Origin of the sequence: Bradyrhizobium oropedii (assembly GCF_020889685.1) — a bacterium.
GTDB classification, from domain to species: domain Bacteria; phylum Pseudomonadota; class Alphaproteobacteria; order Rhizobiales; family Xanthobacteraceae; genus Bradyrhizobium; species Bradyrhizobium oropedii.
This window is the reverse complement of record NZ_JACMYO010000193.1, coordinates 1-16,004: the sequence shown is the minus strand read 5'-3', so window position 1 is coordinate 16,004 and position 16,004 is coordinate 1. Positions and strand designations below refer to the sequence as shown.

The window sequence follows — 16,004 nt, the reverse complement described above, 5'->3', positions numbered from 1 at the left end:
CGCGAACCGCCCGAACACGGGCGGCGCCGGTGCAAACCGCGGCGGCGCCCGAGGCCGGCGCTGGGGCCCCCGCCCCCTCCGAGCGCGATTCGAGCCTGCTCGACCGTGACAGAATACCGTCCAACACCGAGGTGCTGACCTCGGCGGATTTCAGCCGCAACTATTCGACGAACTTCCTCGACTCGGTGAATCGCAAGCTGCCGGGTGTCACACTCACGGACCAGACCGGCAATCCATTCCAGCGCACGCTCGACTACCGCGGCTTCGTCGCCTCGCCGGTCCAGGGAACGCCGCAGGGCATCGCGGTCTATCAGAACGGCGTGCGCATCAACGAATCCTGGGGCGATGTGGTCAACTGGGATTTCATCCCGGAAAAGGCCATCGACCGGGTTTCGCTGGTTCCCAACAACCCGATATTCGGCCTCAACGCGATCGGCGGCGCGCTCAGCATCCAGATGAAGAACGGCTTCACCTACCAGGGCTCCGAGGCCGAACTGTTCGGCGGCTCCTACGGGCGCGTGCAGGGCAGCGTGCAGGCCGGCGGCCAGAGGGACAACATCTCCGCCTATGCGGCGTTCGAATCCGCCTACGATCGCGGCTGGCGCGACCATGCGAATTCCTCGCACGTCAACCGCATGTATGTCGACATCGGCGCGCGCAACGACCAGACCGAATTCCACATCAATTTCACCGGCGCCAACAATCTGCTCGGCAACGTCGCGGCAACGCCGGTCGAGATGCTCAATCAGCGCTGGTCGAGCGTCTACACCTGGCCGCAATCGACGCTGCTTCAGCTCGCCTTCGTCAACGCCACCCTGAGCCACAATTTCTCGGACACATGGTCGTTTCAGGGCAACGCCTATTTCCGCGGATTCCGGCAATCCCACACCGACGGCAACGGCACTGACGTTGCGCCATGCGACGATCCCACGACCTTGTGCATCGGCAACGGCCTGCCGGTGTTCGGTCCAGCCGACGGCCCGGCCACTCCGAACACGCTCGGCAATGCTTTCCTTGGCGAAATCGATCGTAACCGCGCCGCCACCAACAGCTATGGCGGTACGGCCCAGTTGACCAACTCGGACAAGCTGTTCGGGCACGACAACCACGTCGTGATGGGTGTCAGCGTCGATCACGGCAACACGAAATTCACCGCAAGCAGCGAGCTCGGCACGATCGATCCCAACAACCTGTTCGTGACAGGCACTGGTGTCTTCATCAACCAGCCCGACGCAGGTCTCAGCCCGGTCGATCTGCGCGCCACCAACACCTACACCGGCATCTACCTCACCGACACATTCGACGTAACGAACAAGTTCTCGGTGACGGCGGGCGGGCGATTCAATCTCGCCCAGATCGATTTGCAGGACCAGACCGGCACCAACGACCTGCTCAACAGCAGCAACCGCTTCCAGCGCTTCAACCCGGTGATCGGCGGCACCTACAAGATCACCCCGAACCTCACCGCCTATGCCGGCTATTCGGTAGCCAACCGCACGCCGACGCCGCTGGAGCTCGGCTGCTCCGATCCCAACCATCCCTGCATGATCGACACCTTCCTGGTAGCCGACCCGCCGCTCAAGCAGGTGGTGTCGCACACCGTCGAGGCGGGGCTCCGCGGCAGCTGGGGCCGCGATGCCAAGACGGGCGTGCTGAGCTGGGGGTTGGGCGCGTTCCGCACCCTGTCCGACGACGACATCATCCAGGTGGCAAGCCCGCTCGGCGTCAACAATTTCGGCTTCTTCCAGAACGCCGGGCAGACCTTGCGCCAAGGCATCGAGGCCAAGCTCGAATATCGCTACAATAGCTGGAACGCCTACGCCAACTACACCTATGTCGACGCGACTTATCAGAGCGCGATCACGCTGTTCTCGCCGAACAATCCGAACGCCATGACCGACCCGAACAACGACAACGTCTCGTTCGTCAACGTCAAGCCGGGCGACCACATCCCGGGCATTCCCGCACACCGCTTCAAGGCCGGCGTCGATTACAACGTGACGGATGCATGGAAAGTCGGTGCCGACCTCAACGTCGTGGGCAGCCAGTGGCTGATCCATGACTATACCAACCAGAGCCCGAAGGTGCCGGCCTACTCGGTCGTCAATCTGCACACGTCATACCAGGTCACGAAGAACATCGAGGTGTTCGGCCTGATCAACAATGTGTTCAACCAGCACTACTATCTGAGCGGCGCGTTCTATCAGACCGGCGGCTTTGTAAGCGCCGGCGGCGCCCCCAACCTGATGGCGCAGCTCAGCGATCCCCGCGCCTTCGTGCCCGGTATGCCGCTCGCCGCCTATGCCGGCATCAGGGCGAAGTTTTAGAGGACATCTCTGAGAGGCGACGCCAGGCGACCTTCCCGAAGCGAACTCGGCGCACCTCTCCCGCTGCGGGCAGGGTTCTCGCATATTGCAATCGGGCATGACGACGCGGAATCGTCGGTTACAGAAGCATGCAAATGCCATATGCTCCTGGGGGCCAGATTTCGGAATACTGGAAAAGTACCCGTGAGTTGCCCGACGCGTCAAGTAGCCTGATCGAATGCCGACCACCGCCGGGTACTTTGCATGGGGTTGTTTTCGATATTTTGGCAGCCAAGCGGGAGAGGGCGCGAAGTTGCTCTGGGGCTGCAGATCAACGTCAATTCATCGGCGCCCTACGCCACCGTCCCGCCATCGACCGGCATCGCGATGCCGGTGACGAACGAGGCCTTGTCCGACAGCAGGAACACCGCGACCTCCGCGATCTCCTCGGGGCGCGCGGCGCGGCCCATCGGATTGCGGGTGACCGCGGCCTTGATCAGTTCTTCCGGATCCGCCTCGTTGTGGCCCGGCTGGTCGGGCCGGTTGACGAACACCCGCAGCATCGGCGTGTCGATCGCACCGGGGCAGATCGCATTGACCCGCACACCGTCCTTGGCATGGCGCTTGGCAAGCGCCCGCGCCAGGCCGATGACGCCGGCCTTCGCCGCCGAATAGGTCGGGCTCCATGGCGAGCCGACCAGGCCCGAGGTCGATGCGGTGAACAGGATGCTGCCCTTGCGCCGCGGCGTCATCTGCCCGAGCGCGGCGTTGGTGGTGATCAGCTGCGAGCGCAGATTGAGATCGACGCTGAGGTCCCAGCCTTCGAGATCGTCGATCACGGACGGGCCGGGAATGCCGAGATGATTCCAGACGCAGTCGAGCGCACCGAATTCCTTCACGGTTGCCGTGACGATGTCGCGCGAGAACTTGTCGTCGCGGAGGTCGCCGGCCAGTGCCAGCGCGCGCCCGCCGCCGTTCCTGATCTCCTCGACCACCGCCTTCGCGCCGGCCTCGTTCTGGTCGACGACGGCAACTGCCGCACCTTCGCGCGCGAGGATGAGCGCGCCGGCGCGGCCGGCGCCCGATGCTGCGGCGGTGACGAGTGCGATCTTGCCCGGCATGTCCATGTTTCGATCCTGACTGTGCCCGCGATCTCGGGCCTTCTTGGTTCCAGCTGAAGCTCTGGTTGAATCAGGACCGCAGCGCTGCGGTCTTGCGCTGACGCGCTATGTTCGTATCGCTATTCGCGAGGTACGAAAACGCGCTAGCGGCCGCCGAACAGGACCGGAGACTGGCCGGGCAGCAGCTGCGAATGAATGTCGCTGTCCATGCGCTCCGCCCCTTGCTGGGTGAAGCTGGCCCCAAGCGACAATGTGACATTCGAGGTCGGGCGGAACTCGACGCCTGCACGCGCCGCATAACCCGCATTGACGCCGGGATTGCCGCTGAACGGTGCCAGCGGCCCGCCGGCGCCGGGCGGATTGTATTTCAAGCTGTCGAAACCGGCGAAGAAGGTCACGGGCGTGTCACCGACGCCCTTGAAGTTGTAGCCGACCTGCGCGCCCTGATATTCGAGCGAACCGAATGCCGCCGATTGGCCGAGCGCGCTCCAGCCGGCGCGGCCGCCTTCGCCGCCGACGAACCAACCGTCCGGCCGGCCGTTCAGATACGCGGCACCGCCTTGCGCGCTTGCGGTGTCAAAACCCGGAAAATTTCCGTAGGTGTCCGCCTTCTGGCCATCGGCCAGGCTGCCGCCGAAGCCGAACAGCGACCCCGGCGTCCAGTAGCGCACGGGGCCGGCCTGGGCATTGGCCTGTTGGGCGCTCAGGCACAGCACTGCTGCGATGATTGCGAGACCGGTTTTGCTTGCGAAGATCGACATTCGGGAGACCGTCACCTGTACCCGCAAACTATACGCTCCGGAGGCCGACAACGCCAGCGCGGCGCTTCGGCGCGACCGCTGCGCCCCTTGCCAATCGCGCATTCACCCCTTATGTGCACGCCTCCTTTTTGAGAGCGAGCGACCCAGGTTTCCAACATGCGGCAGTCACAGCGAGCAGCAGTGCTGATGACGGGAGGGCTAATACCCTCGTCCGCCGCTATTCCGTTTTGGACCTGACCCAACGTCACACCTGACATGTGAGGCAGCCCGGAGCGGAAGCGGCTCCGGGCGCCGAGCGAGCTCTCGCGGTGCCTCGAGTCGTGCAAACCAGCACGGGAGCTCGAACACCACAGGTGTCCCATGGCCAAAGAGAAGTTCATCCGCCTCAAGCCCAACTGCAATGTTGGCACGATCGGCCACGTGGATCATGGCAAGACGACGCTGACGGCAGCGATGACGAAGGTTTCAGCCGATCACGGCTGGGGCGCGTTCGTCTCCTATCAGGACGTTGCCAAGGCGTCGGCAGCGCAAGGTAAGCGTGACGATACGAAGATCCTGACCATCGCGACGAGCCACGTCGAGTTCTCGACGAGGGCGCGCCATTACTCGCACGTCGACTGCCCGGGCCACGCCGATTATGTGAAGAACATGATCACCGGCGCGGCCCAGATGGACGGCGCGATCCTGGTCGTCTCCGCCGTCGACGGACCGATGCCGCAGACGCGCGAGCACATCCTGCTCGCGCGCCAGATCGGCGTGCCGCGCATCGTGGTGTTCCTGAACAAGTGCGATGTCGCTGATGATCCGGAGCTCGTCGATCTCGTCGAGATCGAGGTGCGTGATCTGCTGTCGAAGTACCAGTACGACGGCGACAACGCGCCGGTCGTGCGCGGCGCCGCGATGCCGGCGCTGCGCGGCGAGCACGGTCCGTTGGCGGATCAGGCGATCCTCGAACTGTTCGAAGCACTCGACAGCTATATCGAGCTGCCCGAGCGGCCGAAGGACAGCCCGTTCCTGATGCCGATCGAGGGCGTGCAGTCGATCGCCGGACGCGGCACCGTGGTGACCGGACTGGTCGAGCGCGGCGTCGTCAGGATCGGCGACGAGGTCGAGATCGTCGGCCTCGGCGACAGCCGCAAGTCGGTCGTGACCAGCATCGAGAGCTATCGGAAGATCCTCGATCAGGGGCAGGCCGGCGACAATGTCGGCTGCCTGCTGCGCGGGATCGACAAGGCTCTCGTGCAGCGGGGTCAGGTGCTGTCGCACCCGGGTGGTGTGTCGCCGCACCGCACCTTCCGCGCGGAAGTGTACGTGCTGACCAAGGACGAAGGCGGACGGCACACGCCGTTCTTCGCCCACTATCGTCCGCAGTTCTACTTCCGGACTGCCGACGTCACCGGCACCGTTCAGCTCGGCAACGGCGCCGAGATGGTGATGCCGGGCGACAGCGCCGAGTTCACGATCGAGCTCAACAAGCCGATCGCGCTCGAGGAGCGGTCGCGCTTTGCGATCCGTGAAGGCAACCGCACCGTCGGCGCGGGCGTCGTCACGGCGATCGTGGAGTGACGGATGGGGACCCGGCGCGAGCCGGCCCCCATTTTTCCGATATCGCGGTGTTGCAAAAGCGTCCGATCGCCTGGAAATTGATCATCTCGCTCAGCAATGCGGATTGACAGGCTGGCACGTTTTCGAAACTGTGCGACACCGCGTCGCAGGCGCCGTCCATCGGTCTTGTGACCTCTCGACGCGGAAATGGCGTCGTCATGAAGCGGTTTCGTTCGAACATCAGGCACGGGGCTCGGCTGGCGCTTTTGGCGCTGTCGATCCAGTTCGTGCTGTCGTTCGGCCATTTTCATGCCATCGCGCCGGCACAGGCGACGACGAATGCATCGTTGGCCTCGCACAACGAGCCTCGTTCGAATCCGGATTCCGATCAGGCCGCTGACCTGTGCGCCATCTGTGCCGTCGTGGCGATGGTCAACTCGGCGACACCGGCGCCGGCGCTGCCTCCACTGCAGCTGCCGGATGCCGCAGCTTTGCTCGCCTGGCACATCGACAATTACGCGGCTCCGGTCGACATCGGCCGGCTTCACTACCAGCCGCGTGCGCCTCCGATCCCCTGACATCCCACCACGACTGAACTTCGAACGCGGCCACGGTTCGGCTGCCGTTTGATCAATAGGAATCTGGCCGTCGCGTTCGTGACGGCGGGCTCGACCGCGTCCTGTTCAAACGGATCCGGATCGCGCCTCATGAGATCGGGAACCAACATGTCAGGACATATCCGACGACACGCGGCCGCTGGCGCGGCTTCGCTTTTGGTCTGCGGAATGAACGGCGCCGCATTCGCGCAGACGACGGCGCCGACAACAGAGCTTCCGGATATCACCGTGACGGCGCCGCAGCAGCACCACACCGCACCGTCCGCGCCGAAAAAGCCGAAGACTCGAGTTGCGACCGCAAGCGGCCACCGCGCGCGAAGAGCCGGTTCGGTATCTGCTACGCCGGAGTCCGCGGAGCAGACTCAAGCTCAAGCCATCGCAGGCCAGAATGCGCGGCTTGACCAGGCCCGCGCCGCGCTGCTGGCGCCGACCGGCGCCAACACCTACCAGATGAGCCAGCAGTTCCTTCAGTCGCTGCCACAGGGCACCAACACCACGCTCGACAAGGCACTGCTGCAGGCACCCGGGGTTTCGCAGGACTCAGCCGCCAGCGGCGAGCTGCATGTCCGCAACGAGCACGCCAATCTGCAGTACCGCATCAACGGAATCATGCTGCCGGACGGCGTCGGCGCCTTCGGCCAGATCATCGACACCGGGATCGTCGGCAACATGGCGCTGATCACCGGCGCGCTGCCCGCACAATACGGCCTGCGCACCGCCGGTGTGCTCGACATCCAGACCAAGACCGACGCCTTCAACAATTCCGGCAGTGTCAGCGTCTATGGCGGCAGCCACGGCAACTTCACCACCAGCGTCGACTATGGCGGCACGATCGGACAAACCCAGTATTACGTCTCCGGCCGCTATTTCGGCAGCGACGTCGGCATCGAGAACCCGACGCCGGCGTATAATGCCATCCACGACCGGACCGATCAGGAGAAGGGTTTTGCCTACGTCTCGACGGCAATCGACCCAACCAGCCGGCTGACCTATATCGGCGGCGTCTCCAACGGCGCTTATCAGATCCCCAACAATCCCGGCCAGGCTCCGGCCTTCACCGCCTACGGCGTCTCGAACTTCGATTCCGCGCTGCTCAACGAGCGGCAACGGGAATTCAACCAGTTCAACGTCGTGGCCTATCAGAAATCGGGCGACGGCTTCGACTACCAGATCGCTTATTTCAATCGCTACAGCCAGCTGCACTTCATGCCCGACCCGGTCGGCGATCTCGTCTTCAACGGGGTCGCATCCGACGTCTATCGCCAGAGCTTCGTCAACGGCATCCAGGAAGACACGTCCTACCGGCTCGGCTTCGCGCACACGCTGAAGTTCGGCATGTCCGTTAGCGCCGAGCGCTCGCTGGTCAACAACGGCTCGACCGTGCTGCCGCTGGATGCTTCCGGCAACCCGATCGACGCGCCGTTCTCGGTGTTGGATTCCAGCGCCAAGACCGGCTACCTGTTTTCCACCTACATTGCCGACGAGTGGAAGATAACCAACCAGCTGACGCTGAACGCCGGCCTGCGCTTCGACCAGATGTGGCAATATGTCGACGCCAACCAGCTGAGCCCGCGGATCAGCCTGACCTGGAAACCCTTGGACGGCACGACCTTCCATGCCGGCTATGCGCGCAACTTCACGCCGCCCGAGCAGGTGCTGGCTGCCCCGACCAATCTGACGCTGGTGCAGAACACGACGGCACAGCCGGCGACCACGGCCAACGATCCGGTGCTGCCGGAGCGCTCGCATGTGTTCGATATCGGCGTCACGCAGAAAGTCTATGCGATCCCCGGCCTCGAGGTCGGCATGGATGCCTATTACAAGATCGCGACCGATCTGCTTGACGACGGCCAGTTCGGCCAGGCCTACGTCCTGACCGCCTTCAACTATGCCAAAGGCACCAATGAGGGCGTCGAGCTGAAGGCGACCTACGACCACGACAATCTGCATCTCTACGGCAATGTCGCCATTGCGCGGCAAGTCGCGACCAATGTCGTGTCGAACCAGTATCTGTTCGATCCCGACAAGCTCGCCTATATCGCCAACAATTACGTCAACACCGACCACGCCCAGACGCTGACCGCATCGGTCGGCGGCTGGTATCAATGGCACGACACCAAGTTCAGTGCCTCGCTGATCTACGGTTCGGGCTTGCGCAACGGCTTTGCCAATACCGGCACGGTGCCGCCCTACGCGCAGGTCAATCTCGGCGTCTCGCACGACTTCAACATCGTCGCGCCGAACAAGCCGACCACGCTGCGCCTCGACGTCGTCAACCTGCTCGACACCGTCTACCAGATCCGCGACGGCTCCGGCATCGGCGTGTTCGCGCCGCAATACGGCCCGCGCCGCGGCGTCTATGCCGGCATCACGCAGAAGTTCTAGCGAGGTGAAGGTGGGCTCACAATTCGCCGACCAGCTGGACCAGCTGGTCCCGCATCCAGACATGAGCCGGATCGTGATCGTAGGACGCATGCCACAGCAGTGACACGGTGACGTCCTTCACCTTCACCGGCGGCGGACTGAGGCTGAGCCCGAGATCGGCGGCGAAGCGGCGCGCCAGACGCGCGCCCATGGTGACGATGACAGGCGCTTGCGCCACCAGATGCGGCACCGTGAGAAAACGCGGCGTGGTCAGCGCAATGGTCCGATGCAGGCCGAGCTCATCGAGCGCGTCATCGACGAAACCGCGCACGCTGCGGTCCGGCTTCAGGCTGGTTCAGCACGTGCGGAAGCCGGACGTAGTCCTCAACCGAGATCGGCGGCGTGACACCGGTCTTCTCGGCATTGAACATGCAAAGAAAGCTCTCGGTGAACAGCACGCGTTGCTTGTGATGCAACTGTCCCTGCTGGATCGGCCCATAGGCGAGCGCGAGGTCCAGCGCATCGGCATCGAGGTCATCGAGCAGCCGGGACATATCGACATTGTAAAGCCGCAGGTGAATGCCTGGCGCGATCTCGCGCATGCGGGCCAGCAGGCGGGGCACGATCAGGATTTCCATGCTGTCCGACAGGCCGAGCCTGAACGTCCGCACCGCCGTGGCCGGATCGAAGGTCTTCTCGCGCAGCAGCACCGCCTCGACCTGCGCGAGCGCGCTCCGCACTGGTTCGAGCAGCGTCGCCGCCCGCGGGGTGAGGCGCATGCCGTCGGCCGCCCGCGTCAGCAGCTCGTCATCGAGCAGTTCGCGCAGGCGGGCGAGGTTGTGGCTCATCGCGGATTGGCCGATGCCGACGCGGGCCGCCGCCCGTGTCACGCTCCGCTCGGTGAGCAGCGCATCGAGATGAACGAGCAGGTTCAGTACGCCCTAAATTGACGGCATCAATGGCCATTATCGATCCTATCTGTTTGATCGATGATCTTAGCCTGACCATCTCCTGCGGCAAGGGAGCAGACGGGCATCGCCGCGGCCCAGGTTCCGACACCCAAGCCAACGGAGGATCCCATGTCGATCCGCAGCACAATTCTCGCCGCCGCCTTCACCCTGGCCTCATTGGGCGCCGCGCACGCCGGCGGCCTCAAGCCGATCGAAGGCCAAAGCATCCATCTCGGCGACGTCTCCGGCGTCGCTTACTACACCGTCGAGCCCGATATCGCGTCGTGACCACGCTCGCGCAGGGCGAGCCGGGAACGCCGATCCGCTTCGTGTCGGTGCTGGCGCCCGGTCAGCGTGCGCTGCTCTCGACGCCGAACCAGGCCGGTGCAGTGGAGATCAGCCGGACCGGCGACAGCCTGACCGTCCGCAGGTCGCACGCGCTCTCCAACTGATCCTCACGCCGTCAGTGCCATTCCATCACCCGTGCAGGAGCCGAAGATGTCCACGATCCACCTCCATCGGACGACCAGGTTGACGCCTGAGCAATATGTCAGCGGTCTCACCGACTTCGGACCGGGCCGCTCCAAGCTGTTCGGCAACAGCGCCGGCGCCTATCTCAAGGTGCATCATCGCGGAGCCTCGGATGCTGACGTGACGGAAGGCTCGAACGGCATCTGGGAACGCCTGCACTACGACTGGTCCGACCCCGAGCATGTCGTCCTGACGACGACCGACTCCAATGTGTGGGGCGGCAAGTCGGGCCACACCTACAACTTCGTGCGGCGGTCCGACGGCACGACCGACATTGACGTGGTCGTGGTGCGCGACGGCAAGAACCTGAAGGGGTGGATCCTGGGCTTCGTGCTGCGCACCATCGGCCGCAGCGTCCTGGAAAAGGCATTCGAAAACTCCGTGAAAGCCATCGAGCAGCGGCACCCGCAGCAGGACCGGATCGCGGCCTAGACGCGGAGCATTGGGAGTATTGCTCCGAGATCAATGTTTGTATTGCACCGAGCATTGTATCGGACCATATCTGGTACATCGAACGCATTGCACCAGGCCAAGCACCAAGCCGAGCCCCGTGCAGGCTGAATGGAGACAACTGAAATGGAGTTCAATTATCTCGATACGTTCCTGGCATTCCTCGGAATGACCTTCGGACTGGTGTCAGTGGCGCCCGGCCTGTTCTTCCAGCCCAAGGCCGAGCCGGCGCGTGCGACGAGGACGGCCGCGACCCGCGCCACCAGCAGCAAGCGATGACGCGCCGCGGCTTCTGCGCGGGCATCGCGCAGAAGTTCTGACGCGCACGCGAACTAGCCTGCGACGAGCAACTTCTCTTTCAAAAGGTCCGCCAGCCAGTCCGCGAACACCTGCAGCCGCCGCGACAGATGCTGGCGGTGCGGATAGAGCAAGGTCATCGGCATCGGCGCCGCGCGATGCTGCGGCATCAGCTCGACGAGCTCGCCGGCATCGAGATGCCGCTTCACGTCGTAGGCCGGAATCTGGATCAGGCCGAGACCGGCGAGGCAGCAGGCAATATAGGCTTCCGCACTATTGACGGTGACACGGCCGCGCATCGCGATGCTGCGCGATGTGCCGTGCTCGTGCCATTCCCACTCCTCGATGCGGCCGGTGGACGGCGAGGCATAATTCACCGCCCAATGCGCAGCGAGATCGTCCGGCGTCTGCGGCGTGCCGTGGCGCGCGAGATAGCCGGGGCTTGCGACATTGATCAGCACGAGATTGCCGAGCGGCCGCGCGATCAGAGCGGAATCGCCGAGCGGGCCGACGCGCACGACGCAATCGGTGGAGTCCTCGATCAAATTGACGGCGCGATCGGTGACACCGAGATCGATCTCGATCTGCGGATAGCGATCGAGGAAGGCCGGCAGCGCCGGCGCAACGATCAGGCGGCCGATCCGCCCGGGCACGTCGACCCTGAGCCGGCCCGACGGCTCGGCCGCGGCATGGCGAAACAGGCTCTCGGCCTCCTCGACATCGGCGACGACGCGCAAGGCTCTCTCATAGAACGCCGCGCCATCATGCGTGGGCGACACTTTTCGTGTCGTGCGATGCAGCAGCCGTGCGCCGATGCGCTGCTCCAGCTCCGCGACCGCCGACGAGACTGATGAGCGCGGCAGCCCAAGCGTGTCGGCCGCCCGCGTAAAACTCGCACACTCGACGACGCGGGCGAAGATGCGGAAGAGATCGATACGGTCCACGATAGGGTCTCGATTGTTCGCCATTTCTGACAAGTGAGATCAGAATGCACGGCTTTATCCGCCAATCCTAGACGATATCGTCCCCTGCAGAAAGCGGCCGCAGAGCGCGGCCGCCTGATCCGGAGAGGCGAACGCCATGACCGACCACAGCATCAAGGACAAGACCGTCATCATCGCCGGCGGCGCGAAAAATCTCGGCGGCCTGATCGCGCGCGATCTCGCGGCCCACGGCGCGAAGGCGATCGCGATCCACTACAACAGCGCCGCCACCAAGGCCGACGCAGACGCGACGGTGGCTGCGATCAAGGCCGCCGGTGCCAACGCGGTCGCCTTCCAGGCCAACCTCACGACATCGGGCGCGATGGAGAAGCTGTTCACCGACGCGGTCGCCGCGATCGGCCGTCCCGACATCGCGATCAACACCGTCGGCAAGGTGTTGAAGAAGCCGATGGTCGAGATCTCGGAGGCCGAGTACGACGCCATGAGCGCCGTCAATTCCAAGTCCGCATTCTTCTTCCTCAAGGAAGCCGGCCGTCATGTGAACGACAATGGCAAGATCTGCACGCTGGTGACGTCGCTGCTCGGCGCCTACACGCCGTTCTACGCCGCCTATGCCGGTACCAAGGCGCCGGTCGAGCATTTCACCCGCGCGGCCTCGAAGGAATTCGGCGCACGCGGCATCTCGGTTACTGCGATCGGCCCGGGCCCGATGGACACGCCGTTCTTCTATCCGGCCGAAGGCGCCGACGCGGTCGCCTATCACAAATCGGCAGCGGCGCTGTCCGGTTTCTCCAAGACCGGCCTCACCGACATCAAGGATATCGTGCCCTGGATTCGTCTGCTGGTGTCGGAGGGCTGGTGGATGACCGGCCAGACCATCCTCGTCAATGGCGGCTACACCACCAAGTGAGGCAGCCGCTCTCTGCAGCGGTCCCTCACGCATGCTCTTGTCAGCGGCGCCCTCGCAGAAGGGGCGCCGCAATGCCTTTGCAGCGGGCACAATGTTGCTTGCTTGCAGCCGGATCAGGCCAGGGGCGGAATTTGACCGCTCGTTTGCCCGGCGATATCTTTCAGCCGCTGGTCCCTTCGCAGTGACAACCTATTCGAGGCGCTCATGGAATGGTCGACCAGGCCGGCCCGTCCGGATCAGCCCTTCGGCAGTTGGGCGGACGATCTCGCGGCTGCCTTCGTCCGCCTGGAGCCGCGCAGGATTGCCGAGGCCCCGTTTGCAGGCGCGATCTCCAAGGTCGACGCCGCGCCGCTCCAGATATCGCTGGTCAAGGCGAGCGGCCACACCGTGCACCGGCTCGCCTCGCACATCGCGTCGAGCACCGACGACCTCTGCTTCGTCAACCTCCAGCTCGAAGGGCTGGGACGTACCTCGCAACGCGGCCATGAGCAGATCAGCGCCCCCGGCGACCTTGCGGTTGCGGATACGACACAGCCGTTCGAGATCGCTCACCGCCACAACTTCAAGCTATTCTGCTTTGCCGTGCCGCGGCGGTTGTTGCCGGACGCGCTGTTCGATCATCCGCGGCTCGGCCTGTCTGCGACCGAAGCCGGCCGCGCGCTGTCCCGGACGCTGGCGAGCTACGCCGAGCTCTGCCTGACCGGCCGCCAATCCGCAACAACCTCGGCAATGATCGGCGCCCATATCGCCGAGCTGATCGCGCACGCCCCCGACATCCTCGCCGACATATCGGTCGAGCGCGTTCATGCACCGGTGCTGCTGTCTGTCATGCTTGACCATATCGCCCGCCACAGCGACGACCCCGAGCTCGGCGCCCCGGCGCTGGCGGAAAAATTCCGCTGCTCGGAGCGTTACGTGCACCGATTGTTTGCCGCCACCGGCCGCTCCGTCGGCGAACACGTCAACGAGCAGCGCATCGCTGCGTGTACGCGCGCCCTGCTCGACCGCAACTCTGCCCGCAAGACCATTGCCGAGATCGCCTTCGACGCAGGCTTCCGCGACATCTCGCATTTCAACCGCGTGTTCAAGCGCTGCAACGGCCTCGCGCCGCGCGAATTCCGCCGCACCGCCGCGCACTGAAGCGCAGCCGCCCCGAAGCGCCATGAGAGCTAGTCCGACGGAAGCTGCGAAAACCGGAAATTGCAGTGGCTGGCGCCGCCGGCCAACGTCTGTGTCCTTTCCAGATGGATGCCTCGCGCGGCATAGGCGTCGAAATCAAGCCCGCAAATGTTCGGCAGGATTTCCGTGTCGCCATGGCGACCTGCGAATTTGCAGAAGCCGCAGGCCTTGTAATTGATACCGAATTCAAAGCTGTCACCCGAGCCCGGCTCGACGAAATCGTAGACGAAATCTTCCGGAAATTCCTGCTGTCGGCTTTTGGTTGCCTGTTCGCGCACAAACGCCTGATTCTCCGGCGACATGAATTGGCGCCCGGCGGCGAGACGTTCCGCTTCGGGTACCGAGAGCAATTGCGCCTTGTAGGTTTCCCGCTCGATCTCGCCGATCACGGGCACCGGCACGCCGTGCCGCCGCAGCACCCGGCTGATCGCCATGAAGCCCATCAGCTGCATGAAGAAGTCGCTCATGCGGCTTGCCGCGCCGCCGACATAGGGCATCTGGGTGATCACGATCTCGAATTCGTCCATCACTTCCCGCCTGATCCCGTCAAGATTGGACAGGTGCGCGCGCTCGCGCAACATCGCTTCGGCCAAATCGAGACGATGGCGCATGGCGGCCTCCATTGCGCCGCGATGCTTCTCGTAAAAGGGATGGATGATCTCCATTGGACAACCTCGGTGTTGCGAGCGGATTGTAACCGGGCGCGCCAAATCAGCGCAAAGCATAGTTCATTGCGCGCGACGAACGTGATCAATGCATCGCCGAGCGCATCCGCAATCTTGAGCTCGCAGGTTCAAGCCCTACAGCACCAAGGCTATTTCCGCGAAGACCATTCGCGGCCGCCGTCCGAGCCGTTCAGCATTGTGCTGTTGAAACGGACGAGCGCGGCGGTTGCAATGGCCTCCTTTATTTGATCATCGGTCGCACCAGCGGCTCTTGCCGCTTTGGTGTGACCGTTTACGCAATATTCACACGGAATCTGCGCTGCCACACCGAGGCCAATGAGGTGCTTGGTTTTCGCGTCTAAAGCACCAGTTGGATTCATCACTGCCTGCTGTTCGTCCCAGTGCGCCTTAAATGCTTGGTCAGGAAGTGTCTGCTTCATCCATTCAGGCGCCTCCTGCGCGCTGGCACCTGGTCCCGACGCCAAAGCCAGCAACAACGCCAAACCAGCACTCGCAAATAGTGCTCTCATGGCTAATCTCCTAAAATTAACAAGATGCGTTAGACCAAAAAAAGCGAGGCCTTCTGAAAAGCTGCCGATGCCTGCCGACGGCATGCGCGCTACCGGTTTGCCCGAACGGAGATTCGGCACTCTCGTCTCGGTAGCTCGGCACAAAAATTATGCGAGATCCTTGACCATGGAAAGACGTCTGTTTCGACAGGCTCCTTCCGGCCCGTGTTGCCGTGCAGTAGCCCGGCCGGGAAATTTAACGGGATCGGCCCCGCTTCACATGGTGCGATGCATTAGGGTGTCGCGCCAGTGTCTCAGTTAGAGCTGCACTCCACTTGTCCAGACCATGCTCCCGGTTCACTCTGCGCCAAGAAATCTGGCGCTGCCGTCCGAGATTTCCCGACCACGCCGGGATAGCCATTGCCCAAACAGCCGACACAGAGGGCATTGGCATGGCGATCGATTTCACGCTCACGACGCAGCAGCACGAGCTGCAACTCACCTCGCGCAAGTTCGCCAGGGAGGTGCTGGCCGAGGCCAGGACGGCCGAATTGCTGGCAACGCCCGAGCAGCGCTTTCTCGCGACCAAACCGACCTACGAGGCGATGGTCGCGGCCGGCTACTTGCGCAAGTGCATTCCGGCGCCGGCCGGCGGCGACAATGCCGGCATGATCGACATGGCAATCCTGGCCGAGGAGTTCTACAGCGTGAATCCCAGCGTGACGCTCACCATGCTCGGCAGCGTGCTCGGCCTGCTGCCGCTGCTGCTCGGCGGCACGCCGGAGCAGTGCCAGCGGCTGCTCGGGCCGTTCCTGAAGACCAGCGGCGCGCCGCTCGCCGCGTTCTGCTCCAGCG

16 protein-coding genes and 1 pseudogene are annotated in these 16,004 nt (G+C 63.8%); 11 read left to right on the top strand and 6 right to left on the bottom strand.

Annotation, left to right across the window (positions count from 1 at the left end; all coding sequences use genetic code 11):
- Positions 1 to 134 precede the first annotated feature (134 nt).
- Positions 135 to 2,327 carry a TonB-dependent receptor gene (locus H8A95_RS35415; RefSeq protein WP_229187340.1) on the top strand — a complete coding sequence of 731 codons (2,193 nt, stop codon included), beginning with the start codon at positions 135 to 137 and terminating at the stop codon, positions 2,325 to 2,327.
- 332 nt (positions 2,328 to 2,659) lie between these two features.
- Here H8A95_RS35415 and H8A95_RS35410 read toward each other — a convergent pair whose 3' ends face one another.
- Entirely contained in the window at positions 2,660 to 3,433 is a 774-nt protein-coding gene (locus H8A95_RS35410; RefSeq protein ID WP_229187339.1) for an SDR family NAD(P)-dependent oxidoreductase, read from the bottom strand.
- 137 nt (positions 3,434 to 3,570) lie between these two features.
- Positions 3,571 to 4,188, bottom strand: coding sequence for a hypothetical protein (locus H8A95_RS35405; protein WP_229187338.1), 618 nt, complete (start codon positions 4,186 to 4,188; stop codon positions 3,571 to 3,573).
- A gap of 360 nt (positions 4,189 to 4,548) precedes the next feature.
- Between H8A95_RS35405 and tuf the strand changes: the two genes are divergently transcribed.
- From tuf to H8A95_RS35390, 3 genes are all read left to right on the top strand, one after another.
- Positions 4,549 to 5,754 (top strand): elongation factor Tu, encoded by a 1,206-nt coding sequence (gene tuf, locus H8A95_RS35400; RefSeq protein ID WP_229187337.1) that lies wholly within the window; start codon positions 4,549 to 4,551, stop codon positions 5,752 to 5,754.
- Positions 5,755 to 5,951: 197 nt separating this feature from the next.
- Positions 5,952 to 6,311: a hypothetical protein gene (locus H8A95_RS35395; RefSeq protein ID WP_229187336.1), complete on the top strand. Its 360-nt coding sequence runs from the start codon at positions 5,952 to 5,954 to the stop codon at positions 6,309 to 6,311.
- Positions 6,312 to 6,518: 207 nt separating this feature from the next.
- Positions 6,519 to 8,735 (top strand): TonB-dependent receptor, encoded by a 2,217-nt coding sequence (locus H8A95_RS35390; protein WP_229187335.1) that lies wholly within the window; start codon positions 6,519 to 6,521, stop codon positions 8,733 to 8,735.
- Between the two features lie 16 nt (positions 8,736 to 8,751).
- Here the strand turns inward: H8A95_RS35390 and H8A95_RS35385 are convergent.
- Positions 8,752 to 9,649: pseudogene (locus tag H8A95_RS35385) on the bottom strand (LysR family transcriptional regulator).
- A gap of 144 nt (positions 9,650 to 9,793) precedes the next feature.
- On the opposite strand from H8A95_RS35385, the gene H8A95_RS35380 reads away from it, so the two are divergent.
- From H8A95_RS35380 to H8A95_RS35365, 4 genes are all read left to right on the top strand, one after another.
- Complete coding sequence (locus H8A95_RS35380) at positions 9,794 to 9,952, top strand: hypothetical protein (RefSeq protein ID WP_229187334.1); 159 nt, start codon at positions 9,794 to 9,796, stop codon at positions 9,950 to 9,952.
- A complete protein-coding gene (locus H8A95_RS35375; RefSeq protein ID WP_229187333.1) occupies positions 9,949 to 10,116 on the top strand; it encodes a hypothetical protein in 168 nt (55 codons plus the stop codon). The genes H8A95_RS35380 and H8A95_RS35375 overlap by 4 nt, the downstream gene beginning before the upstream one ends.
- A gap of 46 nt (positions 10,117 to 10,162) precedes the next feature.
- The gene (locus H8A95_RS35370) at positions 10,163 to 10,627 is read left to right on the top strand and encodes a hypothetical protein (protein WP_229187332.1); all 465 of its coding nucleotides are present in this window, start codon (positions 10,163 to 10,165) and stop codon (positions 10,625 to 10,627) included.
- A gap of 144 nt (positions 10,628 to 10,771) precedes the next feature.
- Positions 10,772 to 10,924: a hypothetical protein gene (locus H8A95_RS35365; protein WP_229187331.1), complete on the top strand. Its 153-nt coding sequence runs from the start codon at positions 10,772 to 10,774 to the stop codon at positions 10,922 to 10,924.
- A 53-nt stretch (positions 10,925 to 10,977) separates the two neighbouring features.
- On the opposite strand, the gene H8A95_RS35360 is transcribed toward H8A95_RS35365, so the two are convergent.
- Positions 10,978 to 11,886 (bottom strand): LysR family transcriptional regulator, encoded by a 909-nt coding sequence (locus H8A95_RS35360; RefSeq protein WP_229187330.1) that lies wholly within the window; start codon positions 11,884 to 11,886, stop codon positions 10,978 to 10,980.
- Positions 11,887 to 12,022: 136 nt separating this feature from the next.
- Between H8A95_RS35360 and H8A95_RS35355 the strand changes: the two genes are divergently transcribed.
- Together H8A95_RS35355 and H8A95_RS35350 are read left to right on the top strand one after the other, a co-directional pair.
- A complete protein-coding gene (locus tag H8A95_RS35355) occupies positions 12,023 to 12,796 on the top strand; it encodes an SDR family oxidoreductase (protein WP_229187329.1) in 774 nt (257 codons plus the stop codon).
- 204 nt (positions 12,797 to 13,000) lie between these two features.
- Positions 13,001 to 13,936: a helix-turn-helix domain-containing protein gene (locus H8A95_RS35350; protein WP_229187328.1), complete on the top strand. Its 936-nt coding sequence runs from the start codon at positions 13,001 to 13,003 to the stop codon at positions 13,934 to 13,936.
- Positions 13,937 to 13,965: 29 nt separating this feature from the next.
- Here H8A95_RS35350 and H8A95_RS35345 read toward each other — a convergent pair whose 3' ends face one another.
- Both H8A95_RS35345 and H8A95_RS35340 read right to left on the bottom strand, forming a co-directional pair.
- Complete coding sequence (locus tag H8A95_RS35345) at positions 13,966 to 14,640, bottom strand: L-2-amino-thiazoline-4-carboxylic acid hydrolase (RefSeq protein ID WP_229187327.1); 675 nt, start codon at positions 14,638 to 14,640, stop codon at positions 13,966 to 13,968.
- 149 nt (positions 14,641 to 14,789) lie between these two features.
- The gene (locus H8A95_RS35340) at positions 14,790 to 15,170 is read right to left on the bottom strand and encodes a carboxymuconolactone decarboxylase family protein (RefSeq protein ID WP_229187326.1); all 381 of its coding nucleotides are present in this window, start codon (positions 15,168 to 15,170) and stop codon (positions 14,790 to 14,792) included.
- Positions 15,171 to 15,601: 431 nt separating this feature from the next.
- Between H8A95_RS35340 and H8A95_RS35335 the strand changes: the two genes are divergently transcribed.
- Positions 15,602 to 16,004, top strand: a 403-nt coding sequence (locus H8A95_RS35335; protein ID WP_229187325.1) for an acyl-CoA dehydrogenase family protein, incomplete at its 3' end; no start/stop codon positions are given.